Genomic DNA, 19,149 nt, shown 5'->3' on the forward strand with positions numbered 1-19,149 from the left:
ATCCGAGATGCCCCCGCGGAAAGGTAAGCCCAAGCGCAGGACACTGATGCAGATCCTGCGCGGCGTGCGCAGGAGGGCGCGTCGCCTCGCAGGGCGGGTCCGCCGCGCCCAGCAGCGGTCGCTGCAGCTCCGGGTGGTCACCAGCACCCTCGTCATCTCGGTGACGGTGGTGGCGGTCCTCGGGTTCTTCCTGATGCAGCAGTTCACCACCACGGTGGTGCAGGGCCGGGTCGCCGCGGCGGGCAAGGACGCCCTCGCCGACCGCACCGCGATCGTCGGCCAGCTCAACGAGCAGATCTCGGACCCCGACGAACAGGGCGCGGGCGGTTCCGGAGACCCGCCGCAGAGCGCCGACGACCCTCCCATCGACCGGGCGGCCCTCGCGCTGGCCAACCGCGCGGGCGAGTCCAGCCGGTACACGGTGATCATCCGGAACCTCACCATTCCGGGCGCCTACCGCGCGACGAACGAGATCGATCCGCGCAGCATCCCCGCCAAGCTCGAACACGACCTGCGCGACGCCGAGCCCAACGAGCCGATCCCGCAGCTCACGTCCTCGCTGTACCACATCGGCGACCCAGAGCCCCAGCCCGGACTGGTGATCGGCGTCCGGGTGGACAACGGCTACGAGATCTTCCACTTCTTCCCGCTGACGGAGGAGGCCGAGCTGCTGTCGTCGGTGCGGCAGGCGCTCGTCGTGGTCGGCATCGCCCTCGTGCTGCTGCTCGCCGCCATCGCCTCCCTGGTCACCCGCCAGGTCGTCACCCCCGTCCGGCTGGCCCGCCAGGCCGCCGAACGCCTGGCCGCCGGACGCCTGGAAGAACGCCTCCAGGTCCGCGGCGAGGACGACCTGGCCCGGCTGGCCACCTCGTTCAACGAGATGGCCGCCAACCTGGCGCTCAAGATCCACCAACTGGAGGAGCTGTCGCAGGTCCAGCGGCAGTTCGTCTCCGACGTCTCGCACGAGCTGCGCACCCCGCTCACCACCGTGCGGATGGCGGCCGACCTGCTCTACGAGGCCCGCGAGGGCTTCGACGCCTCCGCCGCGCGGGCCGCCGAGCTGATGCAGGCCCAGCTCGAACGCTTCGAGTCTATGCTCGCCGACCTGCTGGAGATCAGCAGGTACGACGCGGGGGCGGCCACCCTGGACATCGACTCGGTGGACGTACGCAACGTGGTGCTGCGTGCCGTCGCCGACTCCGAGGCGCTGGGGGAGAAGCAGGGCACCCGGTTCGACCTGCGGCTGCCCAGCGAGCCGTGCATGGCCGAGATCGACAGCCGCCGGGTCGAACGCATCCTGCGCAACCTGCTGTTCAACGCCATCGAGCACGGCGAGGGCAAGGAGATCGTGGTCACCGTGGGGGCCGACCGCGACGCGGTGGCGGTGGCCGTCCGCGACCATGGCGTGGGGCTGCGTCCGGGGGAGGAGAACATGGTGTTCGACCGGTTCTGGCGGGCCGACCCCTCACGGGCGCGGACCATCGGCGGCACCGGGCTCGGGCTCGCCATCTCGCGCGAGGACGCCATGCTGCACGGCGGCTGGCTCCAGGCGTGGGGCTCGCCGGGGGAGGGGTCGCAGTTCCGGCTGTCGCTGCCCCGGGCGGCCGGCAGCGAGCTGAAGGGCTCGCCGTTGTCGCTGGTCCCGCCCGAGATCGAGATGCGGCGCACCTGGCGCGGCCACGTCACCCCGGCGCTCACCGCCGGTCCCGGCGATCGGGTCCTGGACGGGGGAGTGTCGTGACGGGCGGATGGCGCAGGAGGGTCATCGCGGGCTGCGTCGCGCTGCTGGCCGTGGCTTCCGGGGCGGGCTGCGCGACGATCCCGACCGGCAGCCCGGCGGAGTTCGAGGAGGGCGTGCTGGGCGACCCGCTGCGCAAGCCGTACGTGCGCATGATCGCCATGCCGCCGCGCCCCGAGTGGGGGCCCGGCCACGTGCTGGAGGGGTTCCTGGCGGCGATGGCCGCGGTGGACGATCCCGGCTGGAGCGTGGCCAGGCAGTACCTGACCGGCGAGGCCGCACGGGCCTGGCGGCCCGACGTCCGCGTGACCGTCTACGACAAGGGCCAGATCAAGCCGCCCGGGCACCTCCCGGAGAACGCCACGGAGGCCCGGGTCACCCTGCAGGGCACGCGGGTGGGCGCGATCAACGACGAGGGCAAGTACAGCGCGGAGCTGGAGCCGCAGAACGGGCCGATCCAGGAGTTCAAGCTGGTCAAGGAGCCCGCGGGGTGGCGGATCAGCGAAGTGCCGCACGGGCTGCTGCTCACCGAGGCCGACATCCGCCGCAGCTACCGCAAGGTCAAGCTCTACTACCTGGACAGCACCAAGCGCGGCCTGGTGGTCGACGAGGTGCGCATCCCGCTGGACCCGAAGATCGACTTCGCGGAGAGCATCGTCAAGCGGCTGCTGAAGGGGCCGACCGCGACGCTGCGCGAGGCCGTGCGCAACGCACTGCCCGCCGGCACCCGGCTGCGTGACGTGTGGACCGAGGACGACACGGTCATCGTCGATCTCAACGAGGCGGCGGCCAACGCGATCTCCTCGGGCGGCGGCGACGACGTGGACGCCATGGCGGCGCAGATCGGCTGGACGCTGAACCAGCTCACCGAGCGCTGGGAGGTCGAGATCCGGGTCAACGGCGATTCCTTCTACGCGGGTTCCGGTACACCGCTGCGCGTGGGCTATGACCGTTATGGGCACTTCGACCCGTGGCTGATCGGCGGAGCCCGTGACACCTACGTCATGGCGGACGGCGCGCTCCAGACGGTGGGGGCCGAGGGCAAGCTCACGCCCGTGGCCGGCCAGGCGGGCCAGCCCGGCGAGGCGCACATCGACCCGGCCGTCGCCGCCCAGGGCCGCACGGTCGCCGCGCTCAACGAGGGCAGCGACGCGATCGAGGTGGCCCCGCTGGTCCAGGGCGGCCAGTGGCGGCGCTGGATCACCGGAAAGAACCTCACCGCCCCGTCGTGGGACCGCTACGACACGGTCTGGACCGTGGACCGCGTCGGCGAGCGCTCCTCCCGGGTGTACCGGCACGACGGCACCCAGCAGACCCGCGTGGCCGCGGCGGGCCTGGAGACCGTCGGCGTGCAGAACCTGCGGGTGGCCAGGGACGGCGTGCGCGTCGCCGCGGTGGTCGAGGACCAGGCGGGCGTCCATGTCAAGGTCGGCATCATCATGGTGCAGGCCAGCGGCACCCAGATCGTCAACCTCCAGACGCTCGCCACCGCCGCGGACGGCCAGAAGATCGTGGACATCGCCTGGCGGGACGCGACCACGCTGCTCGTCCTGACCAGCAGCAAGTCGGGGCAGGAGATCATCGCGGTGTCGGTCACGGACGGCACAAGCGAGCCGTTCAAGGCCGACGCGCGGATCGACTCCATCACCGCCTTCGAGGACCGCATCATCGCGGGCGTGATGGACCCGGAGGAGGGCAAGAGCGAGGTCCTGTACTGGGACAGCAAGGGTGCCTGGGTGCCCCTCCTGAAGAACCCGGCGACCGCGCCCGCTCTGCCTCTCGGCTGACCCTCTCACCGAGAGTGCCCGAGCGAAAACTGTCGGTGGCGGCTGCCATTGTGGCGGCATGCTCAGAAAAACTCTCGAACTCCTGTCTCCCTCCCACTGCGCCGGCTGCGCCACCCCTGCGACCACCGGGGCGTCGGGCACTGGGGCGTCGGGCACCGGGTGGCCGTGGCCCGCGGGCGTGTGCGCGGCCGGTGGCGGAGGTGATGGGGCGGCGTGGGCCCAGGGCGTGCTGTGCGGGCGGTGTGCCGTGCTGGTGCGTGGGCGGGCGCGGCGGCGGATGCCGTCGCCGGTGCCGTCCGGGCTGCCGGAGTGCTGGTCGGCGGCCGACTACGCCGGGCCGGTGCGGCAGGCGGTCATCGCTTACAAGGAGCGCGGCCGGACGGCGCTCGCCCGGCCGCTGGCCGCCGTCGCGGCGCAGGTGCTCGGCGCGGGCCTCGACGCGGTGATCGGGCCAGGCCCGCCGGTGGTGGGCGTCGTCCCGGTGCCCAGCCTGCGGGCGGCTCGCAGGCGGCGCGGCCATGATCCGGTGGGCCGGCTGGCCGCGCTCACCGTCCGGGCTCTGGCCCGTGCGGGCCGCCGGGCCGTCCTGTCCCCACTGGTCGAGCATCGCGGCCGGGTGGCCGACCAGGCAGGGCTGAGCGCGTCCCTGCGGGCCGCCAACCTGTCGGAGGCCTTTCGCGTACATCGGGCGCGCGGCGGCGCCGTGCCCCGTGCCTGGCCGCCCTCCGGGGTCGCGGTGCTCCTCGACGACGTGGTGACCACCGGCGCCACGCTGGCCGAGGCCGCGCTCACCCTCCGGGCCGCCGGTCTGCGCGTCCCCCTCGCGGTGACCCTCGCCGCCACCCCGAGAAGGCACCCCTTACCCCGGGCCGAGGATTTCGGCCCGTCCGCAAGCCACTCGACCCACAGGAGCCCCAGGTGACGACGCCAAGCCGACACGCCGGAGAGACCGAAATTCCATGGTCACTTAGCGTGAGAAGCATCACATGCTACGCCCCTTACCTTTTAGCCACATCTCCCTATCCCCATCGCCTCACCCGCGCTGCTCAACGGATGCGAGAGGGTTTCGCGTCGCCGGGCCCGCCCACGAACATGGGCGCCTCCCGGCGTGCCCCACCCTCCCGAAACTCACGCGCAGTGATCAACCGGTAGATCCCGCGGCTGACATTCGGGCAGGTTCCGGATAGCGTTCGGAACATGGCACCCGTTCGGGTCCGTGGTTGCGCAGAGCCGGGGCTCCCGGCTCCGCTAGCCGATGCCAGCCGCAGGCTAAACGGTCCACGTAAGACGACTTTTCGTCGATCGATCACGGTGCGGCTTAGAGGTAAGTCCTGCCCTCCCGGGGGGTCCGATGCCCCCCGTCAGAGGAGAAGGGCAGTAGTGGCATGGAGCTGCGAGACCCTCAGCAGGCGGATGTGGGGACGAAGACCAGGTCGGCCGGACGGGTGCCGACCAAAATTCCGGTTAACAGGCGCGCTGCCAGGCAATGAAGCGACTGTGACGACTCCAAGGCGAGGTGAAGGAGGAGTCATCTGCGTGTCCGCCGAAAGACCACCCGGCGTTCGTCCGGGTTCGCTGTCGAGAGACGAAGGGGGGCTGTTGCATGGACGTCATCGTCAAGGGACGGCACACCGGAGTGAGTGACCGTTTCCGCGACCATGCGACCGTCAAGCTGGCCAAGATCGAGCGTTTGGACAGCAAGCTCATCCGAGTCGATGTAGAGGTGTCGAAAGAGCGCAATCCGCGCCTCAGCGACCAACGGGAGCGTGTGGAGCTCACGATCCATTCGCGCGGCCCGGCGGTGCGTGCCGAGGCGTCGGCCGACGACCGGTTCGCGGCCCTCGATCTGGCGCTCGACAAGCTGGAGAACAGGTTGCGGCGGATCGCCGACCGGCGAAAGGTCCATCACGGCAACCGAGTCCCCCCGTCCATCGCGGAGATCACCTCCGGCGCCCCGGCCTACCCGGGCGCGCCCGACCTCGCGGCCGAAATGACGCAGGCCGCACCGGCCGCGCAGGAGGCGACGGCCGCGCGACCCGGGCCGGAAGCGGCGGCGAGCACGTCCACGACCACAGCCGGCGGCTATGAGGAGCCCATCGTGCCGATCGAGATGGATGGTGACGGACCGCTGGTGGTCAGGGAGAAGTTCCACCGCGCCGATCCGATCACCATCGACCAGGCGCTGCTGGAGATGGAGCTCGTCGGGCACGACTTCTATCTGTTCCGCGACAAGGAGAGCGGCCACCCGAGCGTCGTCTACCGCCGCCGCGGATACGACTACGGCGTCCTCCGCCTGGTGGAGGCATGACAGCGGGCCGATGAAGATCCTTTCGACCATCCCGATGACCGGAACCCGTGTAATCATGGCGGATCAGAGGCTCTAACCCCACGGCGAGGAGGAGTTGTGAGCGAGCGAGCCACGAGGTGCGGCGTCCCGTGCCAGGAGAGGGACGCCGAGTGCGCGAGGCCGGTGAAGGAGGTCCTGTGACAGGGCCTGAGAGCGGGCCTGAGAGCGGGTCCGGTGAGACGGGCCGGCGTGGCGGCGGCGACGAGCCCATCCGCGTGCTGATCGTCGACGATCACGCGCTGATCCGCCGCAGCCTGGAGCTGGCCCTTTCCGCCGAGGCGGACATCGAGGTGGTCGGAGAGGCGAGCGACGGGCAGGAGGCGGTCGAGCTCGCCGACCGCCTCATGCCCGACGTGGCCCTGATGGACGTCCGGATGCCGAAGCTGAGCGGCATCGAGGCGACCAGGGGCATCAAGGAGTCGGTGCCGAGCACGCGCATCATCATGCTGACGGTGAGCGACGAGGAGGAAGACCTCTTCGAGGCCATCAAGGCGGGCGCGACCGGCTACCTGCTCAAGGACGTCCAGCTCGACGAGGTGCCCGACGCGGTGCGCGGCGTGCACGAAGGACAGTCATTGATCAACCCGGCCATGGCCGCGAAACTGATCAGCGAGTTCGCGAGCATGAGCCGCAAGGAGGCCGAACGCCCGCCCCAGCTCCCGGTGCCGAGACTCACCGACCGGGAGATGGAGGTGCTCCGGCTGGTGGCCAAGGGCATGAACAACCGGGAGATCGCCAAGCAGTTGTTCATCTCAGAGAACACGGTGAAGAACCACGTCCGCAACATCCTGGACAAGCTCCAGCTCCACTCCAGGATGGAAGCGGTGGTGTACGCCGTGCGAGAGCGCATGTTAGAGATCACCTGACCACTTCCCCACGGGAACTCACCGGTACCCCACGGAAGAACCCCAGACCGGGGCGGACGCTCCACCGTCCGCCCCGCCGCCGGTGGCAGGGCGCCGGCGTGCCTGATCCGCTGCGCACTGCCGCCGTAGTACGGATCACGCACCGCCACCGCCAAGTCCCAGTCCCTGCTTCAGAGGGGCGGCGGCCGGGAATTCGGTGGTGATCCACTACAACGCGCAAGCGGGCTACACGCCCTGCCTCCGGGCCTTGGCCGATCTCCGGCGGCGAGACGGCGTGACCGATGGTGGTCACGATCCCGGCCCGATGGGTGCGGAGCCCACCGGCCTTGCGTGGCTCGACCGAGTCGCGGGTGTGCTCGGCCTCGGCGTCACGATCCCGGCCCGAGGGGTGCGGAGCCCACCGGCTTTGTGTGGTCTGACCGGGTCGCGGGTGTGCTCGGCCTCGGTGGGACAGCGCCGAAGCGGGGGTCGGTGAGCACGGGGGATCGCGTCCCGCGGAGCGGTGGGACCGCCCCGCACCCGTAGTGGCCGACCTGTGCGATTTCCGGTTTGAACGTTCCCGTTCACGTCATTCGGCGGGATGCCATCAGCAGACGTTCGCGCAGCTCCGGCACTCGCCCGTACTCCGCCCCGCAAGGCCTACTATGGCTCCCCACTGAGCGGCGGCGGTCCCCACGGGCTCCACCTGGACTGCGTCCCGTCAGATGACCACTGAACCTTTTTCAACCTCAGGCTCCCAGGTCAGAGGCGGTATGCGAGATGCCGTATCCGCTTGACCAGGCGTCCTGCCGCGGCATCAGGCCCGGCCCGAGCCCGATGGAGACGTCCCTGACCTGGTCCAAGTGACCGGTTGAAGAAGGTTCACCTGTCTGGACACCGCCCGGGGGGCAGGGGAAGCGGATGGTGGAAGGGGTGATGCGTTCGATGTGGACGTTGGTGCAGCCGACCCATTCGGCCGCTGAGTGCAGGGCGTCCATCATGGCGTCGAGGTGGGGGCGGGCCGTGGTGGCGGGCTCGAAGGAGACGTGGCGGGCGACCAGGGTGGAGCCTTCGCGGGCGGGGTCGACGCGGCCGATGAGGCGGCCTCCGGCCAGGACCGGCATCGTGAAGTAGCCGTGCACCCGCTTGTCCTTGGGGACGTACGCCTCAAGGCGGTGGTTGAAGCCGAAGACCCGCTCGGTGCGGGCGCGGTCCCAGATCAGGGAGTCGAAGGGCGACAGCAACGTGGTGCGGTGACGCCCGCGTGGCTCGGACGCAAGGGCGGTGGGATCGGCCCAGGCGTTGGGTGCCGCTTGTCCCGTGGAGGCGGTTTGTCCCGGGGAGGCGGTGCGGCGGGCGCGGGTGGCGGGCCAGCCCGCGACGTGGACCGGGACCAGGTTGGTGGCGCCGTTGTGCAGCGCCTCGTCCAGGATGGCCGCGTGCGGGCCCCTGAGGCGCAGGAAGTCGATCAGGTCGGCGCGGGTCGCGATGCCGAGGGCCGCGCCCGCCGTACGAGCCAGTCGCGCGATGCACTCCTCGTCGGTCGGCTCGGTGGCCAGCAGCGGGGCGGGCACCGCGCGCTCGGCGACATCGTAGACCCTGCGCCAGCCCACGCGCCGGGTGCACACGACCTCGCCGATGTCCAGCAGCCACTCCACCGCGATCTTGACGTCCGACCAGTCCCACCACGGGCCGCCGTTCTTCGCGCCGCCGAGGTCGGTGGTGGTCAGCGGGCCGTCCGCGCGGACCCGGTCGAGGACCTTGTCCACGCCGGACGGCACCTTGTGCCAGCGGAACTCGCGCTCCCGGAAGGCCCGGCGGCGGAACGCGTAGAGCGGCCACTGGTCGAGGGGCAGGATGCACGCCGCGTGGCACCAGTACTCGAACGCGTCGCCGCCCCAGTAGGCCGCCTCGACCTTCTCCCTGGCGACCGGCCCGAGCCGGGCGTAGGCGATCAGCTCGTGCGAGCGGGCCAGCACCGAGATCGTGTCGAGCTGGACGGCGCCGAGCCTGCGCAGCACGGCGGGCACTCCACCGCGTCGCGCCCCGGCTCCGAGCAGCCCCTGCGCGCGGAGAATGACCCGGCGTGCCTCATCGGGGGTCAGGGAGGTCAGCATGCGGGCGATGCTAGCGCCGGCCACCGACAAAACCACTACGCCGGTGTCGGGTGCGACGTCCCGGCCGAGGGCGGTACAGGGCTATTGGCGTTCGAAGGGGGAGTGGTGTTCGGCGGCGGAGATGACGCGGGGGGCGTCGACGATCACGTCGGAGAAGATGTCGAAGGCCAGGGCCAGGATGCCGCCGACGGCGATGAGGCCCGCGCCGATCCAGAAGAAGAGCCAGTTCGGGCCGACGCACAGGGCGATGCCGCCGGTCAGGAAGCCGAGCAGCATCACCGAGACCGCCGCCCAGGACGAGGCGCGGCCGGCGTGGCTGCCGTGCTCCAGGGCCTCGGTGACCGTTCCCTCGGTGCCGTGGGTCTCGGGTACGTGGATATCGGGCTTTTGGTGTCCGGAGCGTGCCATGGTTCCCCTTCCTCGTGCTGTCCCCCCGGGCCGGTACGGCGGGCGGCGCATGGCGCGGCGGTGCGCCGTCCGCCGTACCGGATGCCGTATCCTCGCCACGAGGACACCGTGAGCGACACGATGGCCGACACATTGAAGCCGGCACGATGAGCCCGACGATGCGCGCGGAAAATGCCTTCGCTCGGAAAGCGCCCGCCGCGCGACCCCGTGGCGAAGCGCGGTCCACTTCGGCATACCCGAAGGCGCGGCCCATACGCATGGGGCGGTCCGCGCCGGATCGGGTCACCGCGCTTACGTGCCCATTCACCTGGCACGCCGGGCCGCGGAACTTTCCCGGCACACGGGGCGTTTTCGCCGTTGGCTGTGTCCAGTGGCCGAAGCGCCTACGATGGCAACGGGGAAGTATGACTCGTCAGCCCGGCCGGGGTAGACCTGCGAGGAGCTTTACACAAAGTGGCTGCTATTCTCGACAAGATCCTTCGCGCTGGCGAAGGCAAGACCCTGCGCAAGCTGAAGCGGCTCGCCGACCAGGTCAACTCGATCGAGGACGACTTCAGAAACCTGTCGGACGCCGAGCTTCGCGCGCTGACCGATGAGTACAAGCAGCGATACGCCGGCGGTGAGTCGCTCGACGACCTGCTGCCCGAGGCGTTCGCCACGGTCCGTGAGGCCGCCCGGAGGGTGCTGAGCCAGCGGCACTTCGACGTCCAGTTGATGGGCGGCGGCGCGCTGCACATGGGCAACATCTCCGAGATGCGCACCGGTGAGGGCAAGACCCTGACCTGTACGCTGCCCGCCTACCTCAACGCGCTGACCGGCGAGGGCGTGCACGTCGTCACCGTCAACGACTACCTGGCCAAGCGCGACGCCGACACCATGGGCCGGGTGCACCGCTTCCTCGGCCTCGAAGTCGGCGTGATCCTGGCGAACATGCCCCCCGACGAGCGCCGCAAGCAGTACAACGCGGACATCACCTACGGCACCAACAACGAGTTCGGCTTCGACTACCTGCGCGACAACATGGCGTGGTCGCTGGAGGAGTGCGTCCAGCGCGGCCACCACTTCGCCATCGTCGACGAGGTCGACTCCATCCTGATCGACGAGGCCCGGACCCCGCTGATCATCTCCGGCCCCGGCGAGCAGTCCGGCAAGTGGTACCAGGAGTTCGCCAAGATCGCCCCGCGGCTGCGCCGCGGCACCGAGGGCAAGGACGGCCAGGAGCAGACCGGCGACTACGTCGTCGACGAGAAGAAGCGCACGGTCGGCATCTTCGAGTCCGGCGTGGAGAAGGTCGAGGACTGGCTCGGCATCGACAACCTCTACAAGCCCGAGCACACCCACCTGGTCGGCTTCCTCAACAACGCGCTCAAGGCCAAGGAGCTGTACAAGCGCGACAAGGACTACATCGTCGTCGAGGGCGAGGTCCTGATCGTCGATGAGTTCACCGGCCGCGTCCTGCACGGCCGGCGCTACAACGAGGGCATGCACCAGGCGATCGAGGCCAAGGAAGGCGTCCGGATCAAGGACGAGAACCAGACCCTCGCCACCGTCACGCTCCAGAACTACTTCCGCCTCTACAAGAAGCTGGCCGGCATGACCGGTACCGCGGCGACCGAGGCCAACGAGTTCCACCAGACCTACAAGCTGGGCGTCGTCACGATCCCGACCAACAAGCCGATGATCCGCAAGGACCAGGCCGACGTGGTCTACAAGACCGAAGACGCCAAGTTCGACGCCGTGGTGGACGACATCAAGGAGCGCTACTCCCAGGGCCAGCCGGTCCTGGTCGGCACCACGTCGGTGGAGAAGTCCGAGCGGCTGTCGAAGGCGCTGCGCCGCCAGGGCGTACCGCACGAGGTCCTGAACGCGAAGAACCACGCCAGGGAAGCGGCGATCATCGCCGAGGCCGGGCGCAAGAGCGCCGTCACCGTGGCGACCAACATGGCCGGCCGCGGCACCGACATCATGCTCGGCGGCAACCCCGAGTTCCGCGCCGAGGAGGCGCTGCGCGACCGCGGCCTGGACCCGGTGGAGACCCGGGAAGAGTACGACAAGGCGTGGCCGGAGGAACTGGAGAAGGCCAAGGAGGCCGTGCGCGCCGAGCACGACGAGGTCACCTCGCTGGGCGGCCTGTACGTCCTCGGCACCGAGCGGCACGAGTCGCGCCGCATCGACAACCAGCTCCGTGGTCGTTCCGGCCGGCAGGGCGACCCCGGCGAGTCCCGGTTCTACCTGTCGCTGGGCGATGACCTGATGCGGCTGTTCAACGCCGCCAGGGTCGAGACGATCATGACCCGGCTCAACATCCCGGACGACGTGCCGATCGAGTCCGGCATGGTCTCCAAGGCCATCGCCTCGGCCCAGAACCAGGTCGAGCAGCAGAACTTCGAGACCCGCAAGAACGTCCTCAAGTACGACGAGGTCATGAACCGCCAGCGCAAGGTGATCTACGCCGAGCGCCGCCGGGTCCTTGAGGGCGCCGACCTGCACACGCAGGTGCACGAGTTCATCGGCGCCGTCATCGACGACTACGTCACGGCCGCCACCGGCGAGGGCTTCGCCGAGGAATGGGACCTCGACAAGCTCTGGAAGGCGTTCGGCGAGCTGTACCCGGTGTCGGTGACCATCGACTCGCTGGTCGAGGCGGCCGGCAGCCGCGAGGAGCTGACCGCCGACGACCTCAGCAAGCGGATCAAGGAAGACGCGCTGGCCGCCTACCAGCGGCGCGAGGACGAGCTGGGCTCGGAGGCCATGCGCGAGCTGGAGCGCCGGGTCGTCCTTTCGGTGCTCGACCGCAAGTGGCGCGAGCACCTCTACGAGATGGACTACCTCCAGGAGGGCATCGGCCTGCGTGCGATGGCGCAGCGCGACCCGCTGGTCGAGTACCAGCGCGAGGGCTTCGACATGTTCGCCGCGATGCTCGACGGCATCAAGGAGGAGTCGGTCGGCTACCTGTTCAACCTTGAGGTCGAGGTCCAGACCAACCCGATCGTCGAGGAGGAGCAGGACGCGGAGGAGGACGCCGCGATCAGCGAGACCCGTTCGATCATCGCCCGCGGGCTGCGCGGCCCGGACCGGCCGGCCCAGCTGGAGTACACCGCGCCGGGCGAGACCGGCGAGGTGGAGCACACCCGGGTCACCACCACGCCGGAGGAGCGCGCCGCCTACGGCGACGTCAACCGCAACGCGCCCTGCCCGTGCGGCTCGGGCAAGAAGTACAAGCGCTGCCACGGCGACCCCAAGCACGCGGACAACACGACCGTCTGACCTGTCGCTCTGAGATCCCGGTCCCCGCTTCGCGCGGGGCCGGGATCTCGCTGTTTCCTGGCGTCAGGGGGTGGTCTCGAACTCGGTGCAGCGCCAGTGGGCGCCGCGGCGTTCCAGGCGCATGGCGAGCACGCGGGAGCGGCTGCCGCAGTGCACGAGCAGGCATATCTCCAGTACCGAGGCGTTCGTGCGGGAGACGTGCGGGATCGACACGCGGACCGGGCCGTCGGCCTCGATGATCTTTCCGGCGCGGACGAGTTCGGCGTACGCCCGGTCGGTGGCGTGCTGGGCGACCGTCTTCGGTGGCCGCTGCCCGGCCAGTACCTCGGCGAACGCCAGTCCCAGCGCCCGGATGCGCTGCTCGTCGGGGTTGGCGGGCACCGGGCGGACGTACGAGTCGCGCATCGGCACCTGCCGCGCGGCGGGTTCGGGAGCCGGTGCGGGTACGGGTGCGGGTTCGGGGTCGGGAGCCGCGCTCGCGGTGGCGTCGTAAGGCGGGTCGGGCACCGGCGAGGGACTGAACGTGGGCAGGAAGGGGGCATGGATAAGGCGCTGCATAACGGACTCCGCAGGACTCTGAATCTGCGTGATGACGGGGGAGGGAAACACCGGCGGCTGCTGCGCACGAGAAGAGTTTTTGGTCGGAGCTCCAGATACCGCGGTCACCGGATATTCCATCCCGTGGCCCCTTGTGCCCGCCTTTTGCGGCAAAAGTGCAGCGAAGTTGGATCGGTGGTCAAGCGGGCTGCGCGCTGTTTCGGTGCCTCTGAGTGGCCTTATCGGTCATCCGGAACGGACTCGGGTTCCCGGCCCGGCGTGGGAATGTTCAGCTTTTTGATCAGTACGCTGAAAAGCGCGTAATAGAGCACGAAGTACACCAGTCCGGCGATCAGGATCACTCCCAGATTGCGCGTATTGGACTTGGTGGCGTTGAGCAGCATGTCGATCGCGCCCGCGGAGAAGTTGAACCCGAGCCGGGCGTCCAGGGCCGACATCAGCGCCATCGACGACCCCAGCAGCAGCGCGTGGACCACGAACAGCACCGGGGCCACGAAGATGAACGCGAACTCGATCGGCTCGGTGATCCCGGTAACGAAGGACGTGAGGCCCGCGCCCGCCATGATCCCGCCGACCGCGGCCCGGCGGCCGGGCGGGGCGGCCCGCCACATCGCCAGCGCGGCCGCGGGCAGCCCGAACATCATGATCGGGAAGAAGCCGGTCATGAAGATCCCGGCGCCCTCCTGACCGGCGAAGTAGCAGTTCAGGTCGCCTGCCGCGGTACGTGTCGCGCCCTCGACACCGGCCGTGCACTCGGGGATCGTGAACCACACGATCGTGTTCAGGAAGTGGTGCATGCCGAGCGGGATGAGCAGCCGGTTGGCGACGCCGTAGATCCCGGTGCCCTCGGTACCGTGCTCGGCGAGCCAGTCGCCCGCGCGGGTCAGGCCGTCGCCGATGGGCGGCCACAGCACGCCGAAGAGCACGCCGAGCAGGAGCGCCGCCACGGCGGTCACGATCGGCACGAACCGCCGCCCGCCGAAGAACGCCAGCCAGGCGGGCAGCTTGATCCGGTGGTAGCGCTGCCAGAGCAGGGCGGCGATGATCCCGATGAGGATCCCGCCGAGGACCCCGGTCGGGTTCTGCACGCCGAGATCGAGCCGGGCCTCGGGGTATCCGCCGGGGCCGAGCGCGTTGACCGCGACCTTGCGATAGACGGCGGTGGTGGGCGCGGCGGAGAAGAACATCACCTTGGTCACCCGGTCGAAGACCAGGTAGCCGACCAGGGCGGCGAGCGCGGTCGATCCGTCGGCGCGCCGGGCGAACCCGATCGCCACACCGATCGCGAACAGCACGGGCAGGTTGTCGAACAGCGCCCCGCCGGCCGCCGCGAAGATCGCCGCGATCCGGTCGAGCAGCGCGTTGCCGGTCCGGCCCAGCATGTCGTCCTGCCCGAACCGGAGCAGCAGCCCGGCCGCGGGCAGCACCGCGATCGGCAGCATCAACGACCGGCCGATCCGCTGCAACACCCCGAACACACCCGGCCAGCCCGAACCCCCGCGCTCCGCGACCGCCTGGCTCATCTCCACCCCCGCTCACAGACCACCACGGGGGATGCTCGCTACCTACCCGTTCTACTCCCGCACTCCCGCCCCGCCCGCCCGGCGGTGGAGGAGTTTGCGGGTGAGCCAGAAGGCGGTGGCGAGGGCGAGGAGGGCGGCGGCGATCGGGGCGGCGCGTCTGAGGAGGGGGGTGCCGGCGATTTCGAGGAGGTCGAGTTCTTCCTCCTCGGGGGTGCGGGAGGTGCGGGCCGTGCCCGTCGGGCGGATGTCGGCAGGGCGTTCGGGGACCGGGACCTCCGCCTGTGGTTCGGGCTCGGCGAGCAGGGCGGCGAGGTTGGTGGCGAAGCGGTCGATCAGTTTGGCGCCCACGTCGTTCATCACACCGCGCCCGAACTGCGCCGGGCGCCCCGTGACGTTGAACGTGGACTCCACCGCGACCGTCGTGGCGCCGTCGCCGGGAGTCAGCCGGGCGACCACCGTGGCGCTCGCCGTACCGGCCCCCTGGGACTCCTTGCCGGACGCGCGGACCGTGACCGTGCGGGAGTCCTTGTCGACCTCCGCTAGCACCGCCGTGCCCTTGTAGGCCACCGTGATCGGCCCGACCTTCACCCGCATCCGCCCGGCGAGCTCGTCGCCCTCCACCGAGTCCAGGGACGCGCCGGGCAGGCAGGTGGCCGCCCGGCGTACGTCGAGGAGCGTCTCCCAGGCGCGCTCGACCGGCACCGGAACCGTGAACTCGTGCTCGAACCGCATCGCCATCGACCCGCTCCTCGCTCTCTCCCTTCCGACACTACGGCCGGGCGCCTGCCGCGGCCAGCACCGCCCGGCGGGTGAGGACCCTGGCCAGGTGCCTGCGGTAGTCGGGCCGGGCGTGCAGGTCGGCCGGGGGAGAGGTGCCCGCGTCGGCCTCCGCGCAGGCCCCTGCCACCGCCTCGGCGTCGGCCGGTACGCCGCGCAGCGCCGCCTCCACCGCCGCCGCCCGCAGCGGCGTCGCGCCCATGTTGGTCAGCGCGATCCGCGCCTCCGCCACGCCGCCGTCCGCCCGGCGTACCGCGGCGGCCACGCCCACGATCGCCCACGCCTGCGCGGTCCGGTGGAACTTCTCGTAGTGGAAGCCCCACCCGGACCCCAGCTTGGGCACCTTGACGCCCACCAGGATCTCGTCGGGCGCGAGCGCGGTCTCCAGGTAGTCCTGGAAGAACGCGGAGGCGGGCACGGTCCGCTCGCCGCGCGCCGAGACGATCACGAACTCGCAGTCCAGGGCCAGGGCCACGGCGGGCAGGTCGCCCGCCGGGTCGGCGTGCGCGAGGGAGCCGCCGAAGGTGCCGCGGTGGCGTACCGCGGGGTCGGCGACCGTACGCGCGGCCAGCGCCACCAGCGGGACCTCCGCGTTGACCACCGCCGAGCGCACGACCTCGTCGAGCGTGGCCGTCGCGCCGACGAACACGTGGTCGTCCTCGTCGCGGATCGCCCGCGACTCGGGCAGCCTGCCGATGTCCACGAGCACGGTCGGGTAGGACAGCCGCAGCCGCAGCAGCGGGATCAGCGACTGCCCGCCGGAAAGGACCTTGGCGTCCTCACCGGCCTCGGCGAGCGCCCGGCACGCCTGCCCGAGCGAGGCCGGACGCACGTAGTCGAAAGCGGGCGGGATCACGAGGCACCTCCGTTCAGCGCGCGCCAGACGCGCTCCGGCGAGCACGGCATCCGCACGTCATCGACGCCGTACGGGCGCAGCGCGTCCACGATCGCGTTGACCACGGCGGGCGTGCTGGCGATGGTCCCGGCCTCGCCGACGCCCTTGACGCCGAGCGGGTTGCTCACGGCCGGGGTCTCGGTCCGGTCGGTGACGAAGTCGGGCAGGTCGGCCGCCGACGGCACCAGGTAGTCGGCCAGCGTCGTGGTCAGCAGGTTGCCGTCCGCGTCGTACACGGCCTCCTCGAACAGCGCCTGGCCGATGCCCTGGGCCAGCCCGCCGTGCACCTGACCTTCGACGATCAGCGGGTTGACCACCTTGCCCACGTCGTCCACGGCCACGTACGACCGGATGCGGGTCATCCCGGTCTCGGTGTCCACCTCCACCGCGCACAGGTGGGTGCCGTGCGGGAAGGAGAAGTTCTCCGGGTCGAAGGTGGCCTGGGCGTCGAGCCGCGGTTCGACGCCGTCTGGCAGGTCGTGGGCGGTGAACGCGGCCAGCGCGATCTCCTGGATGGTCCGGCCCGCGTCCGTGCCCCGTACGCGCACCGAGCCGCCGGTGTACTCCACGTCCTCGGCCGACGCCTCCAGCAGGTGCGCGGCGATCCGCCGGGCCTTGTCCTTGACCTTCTCGCAGGCCCGCAGCACGGCCATGCCGCCGATGGCCAGCGACCGCGACCCGTAGGTGTCCATGCCCTTGGGCGCGACGGCGGTGTCGCCGTGCAGTACCGAGACGTCCTCGAACGGCACGCCCAGCGAGTCGGCCACGATCTGGCTCCACGCCGTCTCGTGGCCCTGCCCGTGCGCTGAGGACCCCGTGACGACCTCCACCTTGCCCGTGGGCAGCATGCGGACCTCGGCGTGCTCCCAACCACCCGCGCCGTATCTGAGGCTGCCCAGGACGCGGCTGGGGGCCAGCCCGCACATCTCGGTGTAGGTCGAGACGCCGATGCCGAGCTGCACCGGGTCGCGGCTCTGGCGGCGGCGGGCCTGTTCCGCGCGCAGGTCCGCGTAGCCGAACAGGGCGGTCGCGCGGTCGGTGGCGGCCTCGTAATGGCCGGAGTCGTAGGTCAGCCCGGCGATCGTGGTGTAGGGGAACTCCTCGTGCGCGATCCAGTTGCGCCTGCGCACCTCGATCGGGTCGATGTCCAGCTCGGCGGCCAGTTCGTCCATCACCCGCTCGATGGCGTACGTGGCCTCCGGCCTGCCCGCGCCCCGGTAGGCGTCGGTGGGCATCTTGGTGGTGAACACGCCCGTGCAGCGGAAGTCGTAGGCGTCCATCTTGTAGATGCCGTTGTACATGAACGCGCCGAGCAGCGGGACGCCCGGCGTGACCAGCATCAGGTACGCGCCCATGTCGGCGAGCAGGTCCACCGCGAGGCCGCGGATCCGGCCGTCGCGGTCGGCGGCCAGCCTGACGTGCTGGATCTGGTCGCGGCCGTGGTGGACGGTGAGGTTGCCCTCCGAGCGGGATTCGGTCCACTTGACCGGCCGGCCGAGCCTGCGGGTCATCAGCAGGACCAGGACCTCCTCGGCGGTCACCTGGAGCTTGGAGCCGAAGCCGCCGCCGACGTCGGGGGCGATCACCCGCAGCCGGTGCTCGGGGATGCCGGTGGTCAGCGCCAGCATGACCCGCAGGATGTGCGGGATCTGGGTGGCGGAGTAGAGGGTGCAGGTGTCGCCGTCGGTGGTGGCCACGACGGCGCGGGGCTCCATGGCGCTCGGGATGAGCCGCTGCTGCACGTAGGTCCGGTCGATGACCACCGGGGCGTCGCGGAACGCCGCGTCGATGTCGCCCCCGGCGAAGGTCCAGGTGAACGCCTTGTTCCCGGCCTCGTGGACCTTGTCGGCCCCGTCGGCGAGCGCGTCGTTCATGTCCAGTACGGCGGGCAGCGGCTCGTAGTCGACCTCGATCGCGGCCAGGGCGTCGGCCGCCTTGTACCGGTCGGTGGCCACCACGCACGCGACCGCCTCCCCGACGTACCGGACCTCGCTCACCGCCATCGGCGGGTGGTCGGGCACCACCAGGTCGTCGCTGACCGGCCAGGCGCACGGCAGGCTGCCCTGCTCGCCGGCGAAGTCGGCGCCGCTGTAGACGGCGACCACGCCGGGCAGGCCGCGGGCCGGGGCGGTGTCCACCCGCAGGACGCGGGCGTGCGCCAGCGGGCTGCGCAGGAACGCGACGTGCAGCGTGCCGGGGAGCTGGATGTTGTCGGTCCACTGGGTGCGCCCGGTGACCAGCCGCGCGTCCTCCTTGCGCCGCCTGGCCCTGCCGACCTCTTCGTGCCCGGCCTCCGGCGGGGCCTTCTCGGGGGCGGTGGTCATGCCGGCACCTCCCGCGCGGCGGCCTGCTCACCGTTGACGGACACAGACGCGGACATGGCCGCGGCCGCCCGCCGTACCGCTCTCACGATGTTCTGGTAGCCCGTGCACCTGCACAGATTGCCCTCAAGGCCCTCCCGGATCGCCTCCTCGGAAGGGTGGGGGTCGGTGCGCAGCAGGTCGATGGCGGCCATGATCATTCCAGGTGTGCAGTAGCCGCACTGGAGCGCGTGCTCTTCGTGGAACGCGTCCTGCACCGGATGCCGGCGGCCCCCGTCGGCCAGGCCCTCCACGGTGCCGATGTCGCAGCCGTCGGCCTGCACGGCGAGCACCGCGCAGCTCTTGGCGGTCTTGCCGTCCAGGAGGACGGTGCACGCCCCGCAGTTGGACGTGTCGCACCCGATGGGGGTGCCGGTCCTGCCGAGACGGTCTCTCAGGAGATGGACGAGGAGGAGCCGTGGCTCGACCTCTTCCTCGAAGCGGATTCCGTCCACATTGACGGTGATTCGGGCCATACGTCCTCCCAGCACGCCGATGACGAGCCGACATCTGCGAACGTACGCCCC

At 70.7% G+C, this 19,149-nt stretch carries 14 protein-coding genes; 6 read left to right on the forward strand and 8 right to left on the reverse strand.

The features are described from left to right. Positions 1-7: 7 nt before the first annotated feature. The 5 genes from mtrB (at position 8) to DP939_RS29890 (ending at position 6,738) form a co-directional block, all read left to right on the forward strand. A complete protein-coding gene (gene mtrB / locus DP939_RS29870) occupies positions 8-1,741 on the forward strand; it encodes an MtrAB system histidine kinase MtrB (protein WP_113984158.1) in 1,734 nt (577 codons plus the stop codon). Then, positions 1,738-3,525 (forward strand): LpqB family beta-propeller domain-containing protein, encoded by a 1,788-nt coding sequence (locus DP939_RS29875; RefSeq protein WP_113984159.1) that lies wholly within the window; start codon positions 1,738-1,740, stop codon positions 3,523-3,525. The genes mtrB and DP939_RS29875 overlap by 4 nt, the downstream gene beginning before the upstream one ends. 58 nt (positions 3,526-3,583) lie before the next feature. Further along, positions 3,584-4,447 (forward strand): ComF family protein, encoded by an 864-nt coding sequence (locus DP939_RS29880; protein WP_147268194.1) that lies wholly within the window; start codon positions 3,584-3,586, stop codon positions 4,445-4,447. Between the two features lie 681 nt (positions 4,448-5,128). After that, on the forward strand, positions 5,129-5,833 hold the full coding sequence (gene hpf, locus DP939_RS29885; protein ID WP_113984161.1) for a ribosome hibernation-promoting factor, HPF/YfiA family: 705 nt from the start codon (positions 5,129-5,131) through the stop codon (positions 5,831-5,833). A 254-nt stretch (positions 5,834-6,087) separates the two neighbouring features. Beyond that, positions 6,088-6,738: a response regulator gene (locus tag DP939_RS29890; protein WP_450097546.1), complete on the forward strand. Its 651-nt coding sequence runs from the start codon at positions 6,088-6,090 to the stop codon at positions 6,736-6,738. Positions 6,739-7,466: 728 nt separating this feature from the next. On the opposite strand, the gene DP939_RS29895 is transcribed toward DP939_RS29890, so the two are convergent. Both DP939_RS29895 and DP939_RS29900 read right to left on the reverse strand, forming a co-directional pair. After that, on the reverse strand, positions 7,467-8,834 hold the full coding sequence (locus DP939_RS29895; RefSeq protein ID WP_113984162.1) for a winged helix-turn-helix domain-containing protein: 1,368 nt from the start codon (positions 8,832-8,834) through the stop codon (positions 7,467-7,469). Positions 8,835-8,915: 81 nt separating this feature from the next. Continuing rightward, positions 8,916-9,242 (reverse strand): HGxxPAAW family protein, encoded by a 327-nt coding sequence (locus DP939_RS29900; RefSeq protein WP_225878583.1) that lies wholly within the window; start codon positions 9,240-9,242, stop codon positions 8,916-8,918. Positions 9,243-9,695: 453 nt separating this feature from the next. Here DP939_RS29900 and secA point away from each other — a divergent pair, with 453 nt between their 5' ends. Beyond that, positions 9,696-12,509: a preprotein translocase subunit SecA gene (gene secA, locus DP939_RS29910; RefSeq protein WP_113984164.1), complete on the forward strand. Its 2,814-nt coding sequence runs from the start codon at positions 9,696-9,698 to the stop codon at positions 12,507-12,509. Between the two features lie 63 nt (positions 12,510-12,572). Here secA and DP939_RS29915 read toward each other — a convergent pair whose 3' ends face one another. From DP939_RS29915 to DP939_RS29940, 6 genes are all read right to left on the reverse strand, one after another. Continuing rightward, positions 12,573-13,067: an Rv3235 family protein gene (locus DP939_RS29915; RefSeq protein WP_113984165.1), complete on the reverse strand. Its 495-nt coding sequence runs from the start codon at positions 13,065-13,067 to the stop codon at positions 12,573-12,575. Positions 13,068-13,285: 218 nt separating this feature from the next. Continuing rightward, positions 13,286-14,590, reverse strand: a complete 1,305-nt coding sequence (locus DP939_RS29920; RefSeq protein ID WP_113984231.1) for a PTS transporter subunit EIIC — start codon at positions 14,588-14,590, stop codon at positions 13,286-13,288. Between the two features lie 51 nt (positions 14,591-14,641). Continuing rightward, complete coding sequence (locus DP939_RS29925) at positions 14,642-15,328, reverse strand: SRPBCC family protein (protein WP_113984166.1); 687 nt, start codon at positions 15,326-15,328, stop codon at positions 14,642-14,644. 31 nt (positions 15,329-15,359) lie between these two features. After that, positions 15,360-16,223: an FAD binding domain-containing protein gene (locus tag DP939_RS29930; protein ID WP_113984167.1), complete on the reverse strand. Its 864-nt coding sequence runs from the start codon at positions 16,221-16,223 to the stop codon at positions 15,360-15,362. Continuing rightward, entirely contained in the window at positions 16,220-18,586 is a 2,367-nt protein-coding gene (locus DP939_RS29935) for a xanthine dehydrogenase family protein molybdopterin-binding subunit (RefSeq protein ID WP_113984168.1), read from the reverse strand. The genes DP939_RS29930 and DP939_RS29935 overlap by 4 nt, the downstream gene beginning before the upstream one ends. Continuing rightward, complete coding sequence (locus tag DP939_RS29940; RefSeq protein ID WP_113984169.1) at positions 18,583-19,098, reverse strand: (2Fe-2S)-binding protein; 516 nt, start codon at positions 19,096-19,098, stop codon at positions 18,583-18,585. Before DP939_RS29940 ends, DP939_RS29935 begins: the two co-directional genes overlap by 4 nt. Between the last annotated feature and the right edge of the window lie 51 nt (positions 19,099-19,149).

The organism is Spongiactinospora rosea (genome assembly GCF_003315795.1).
GTDB classification, from domain to species: domain Bacteria; phylum Actinomycetota; class Actinomycetes; order Streptosporangiales; family Streptosporangiaceae; genus Spongiactinospora; species Spongiactinospora rosea.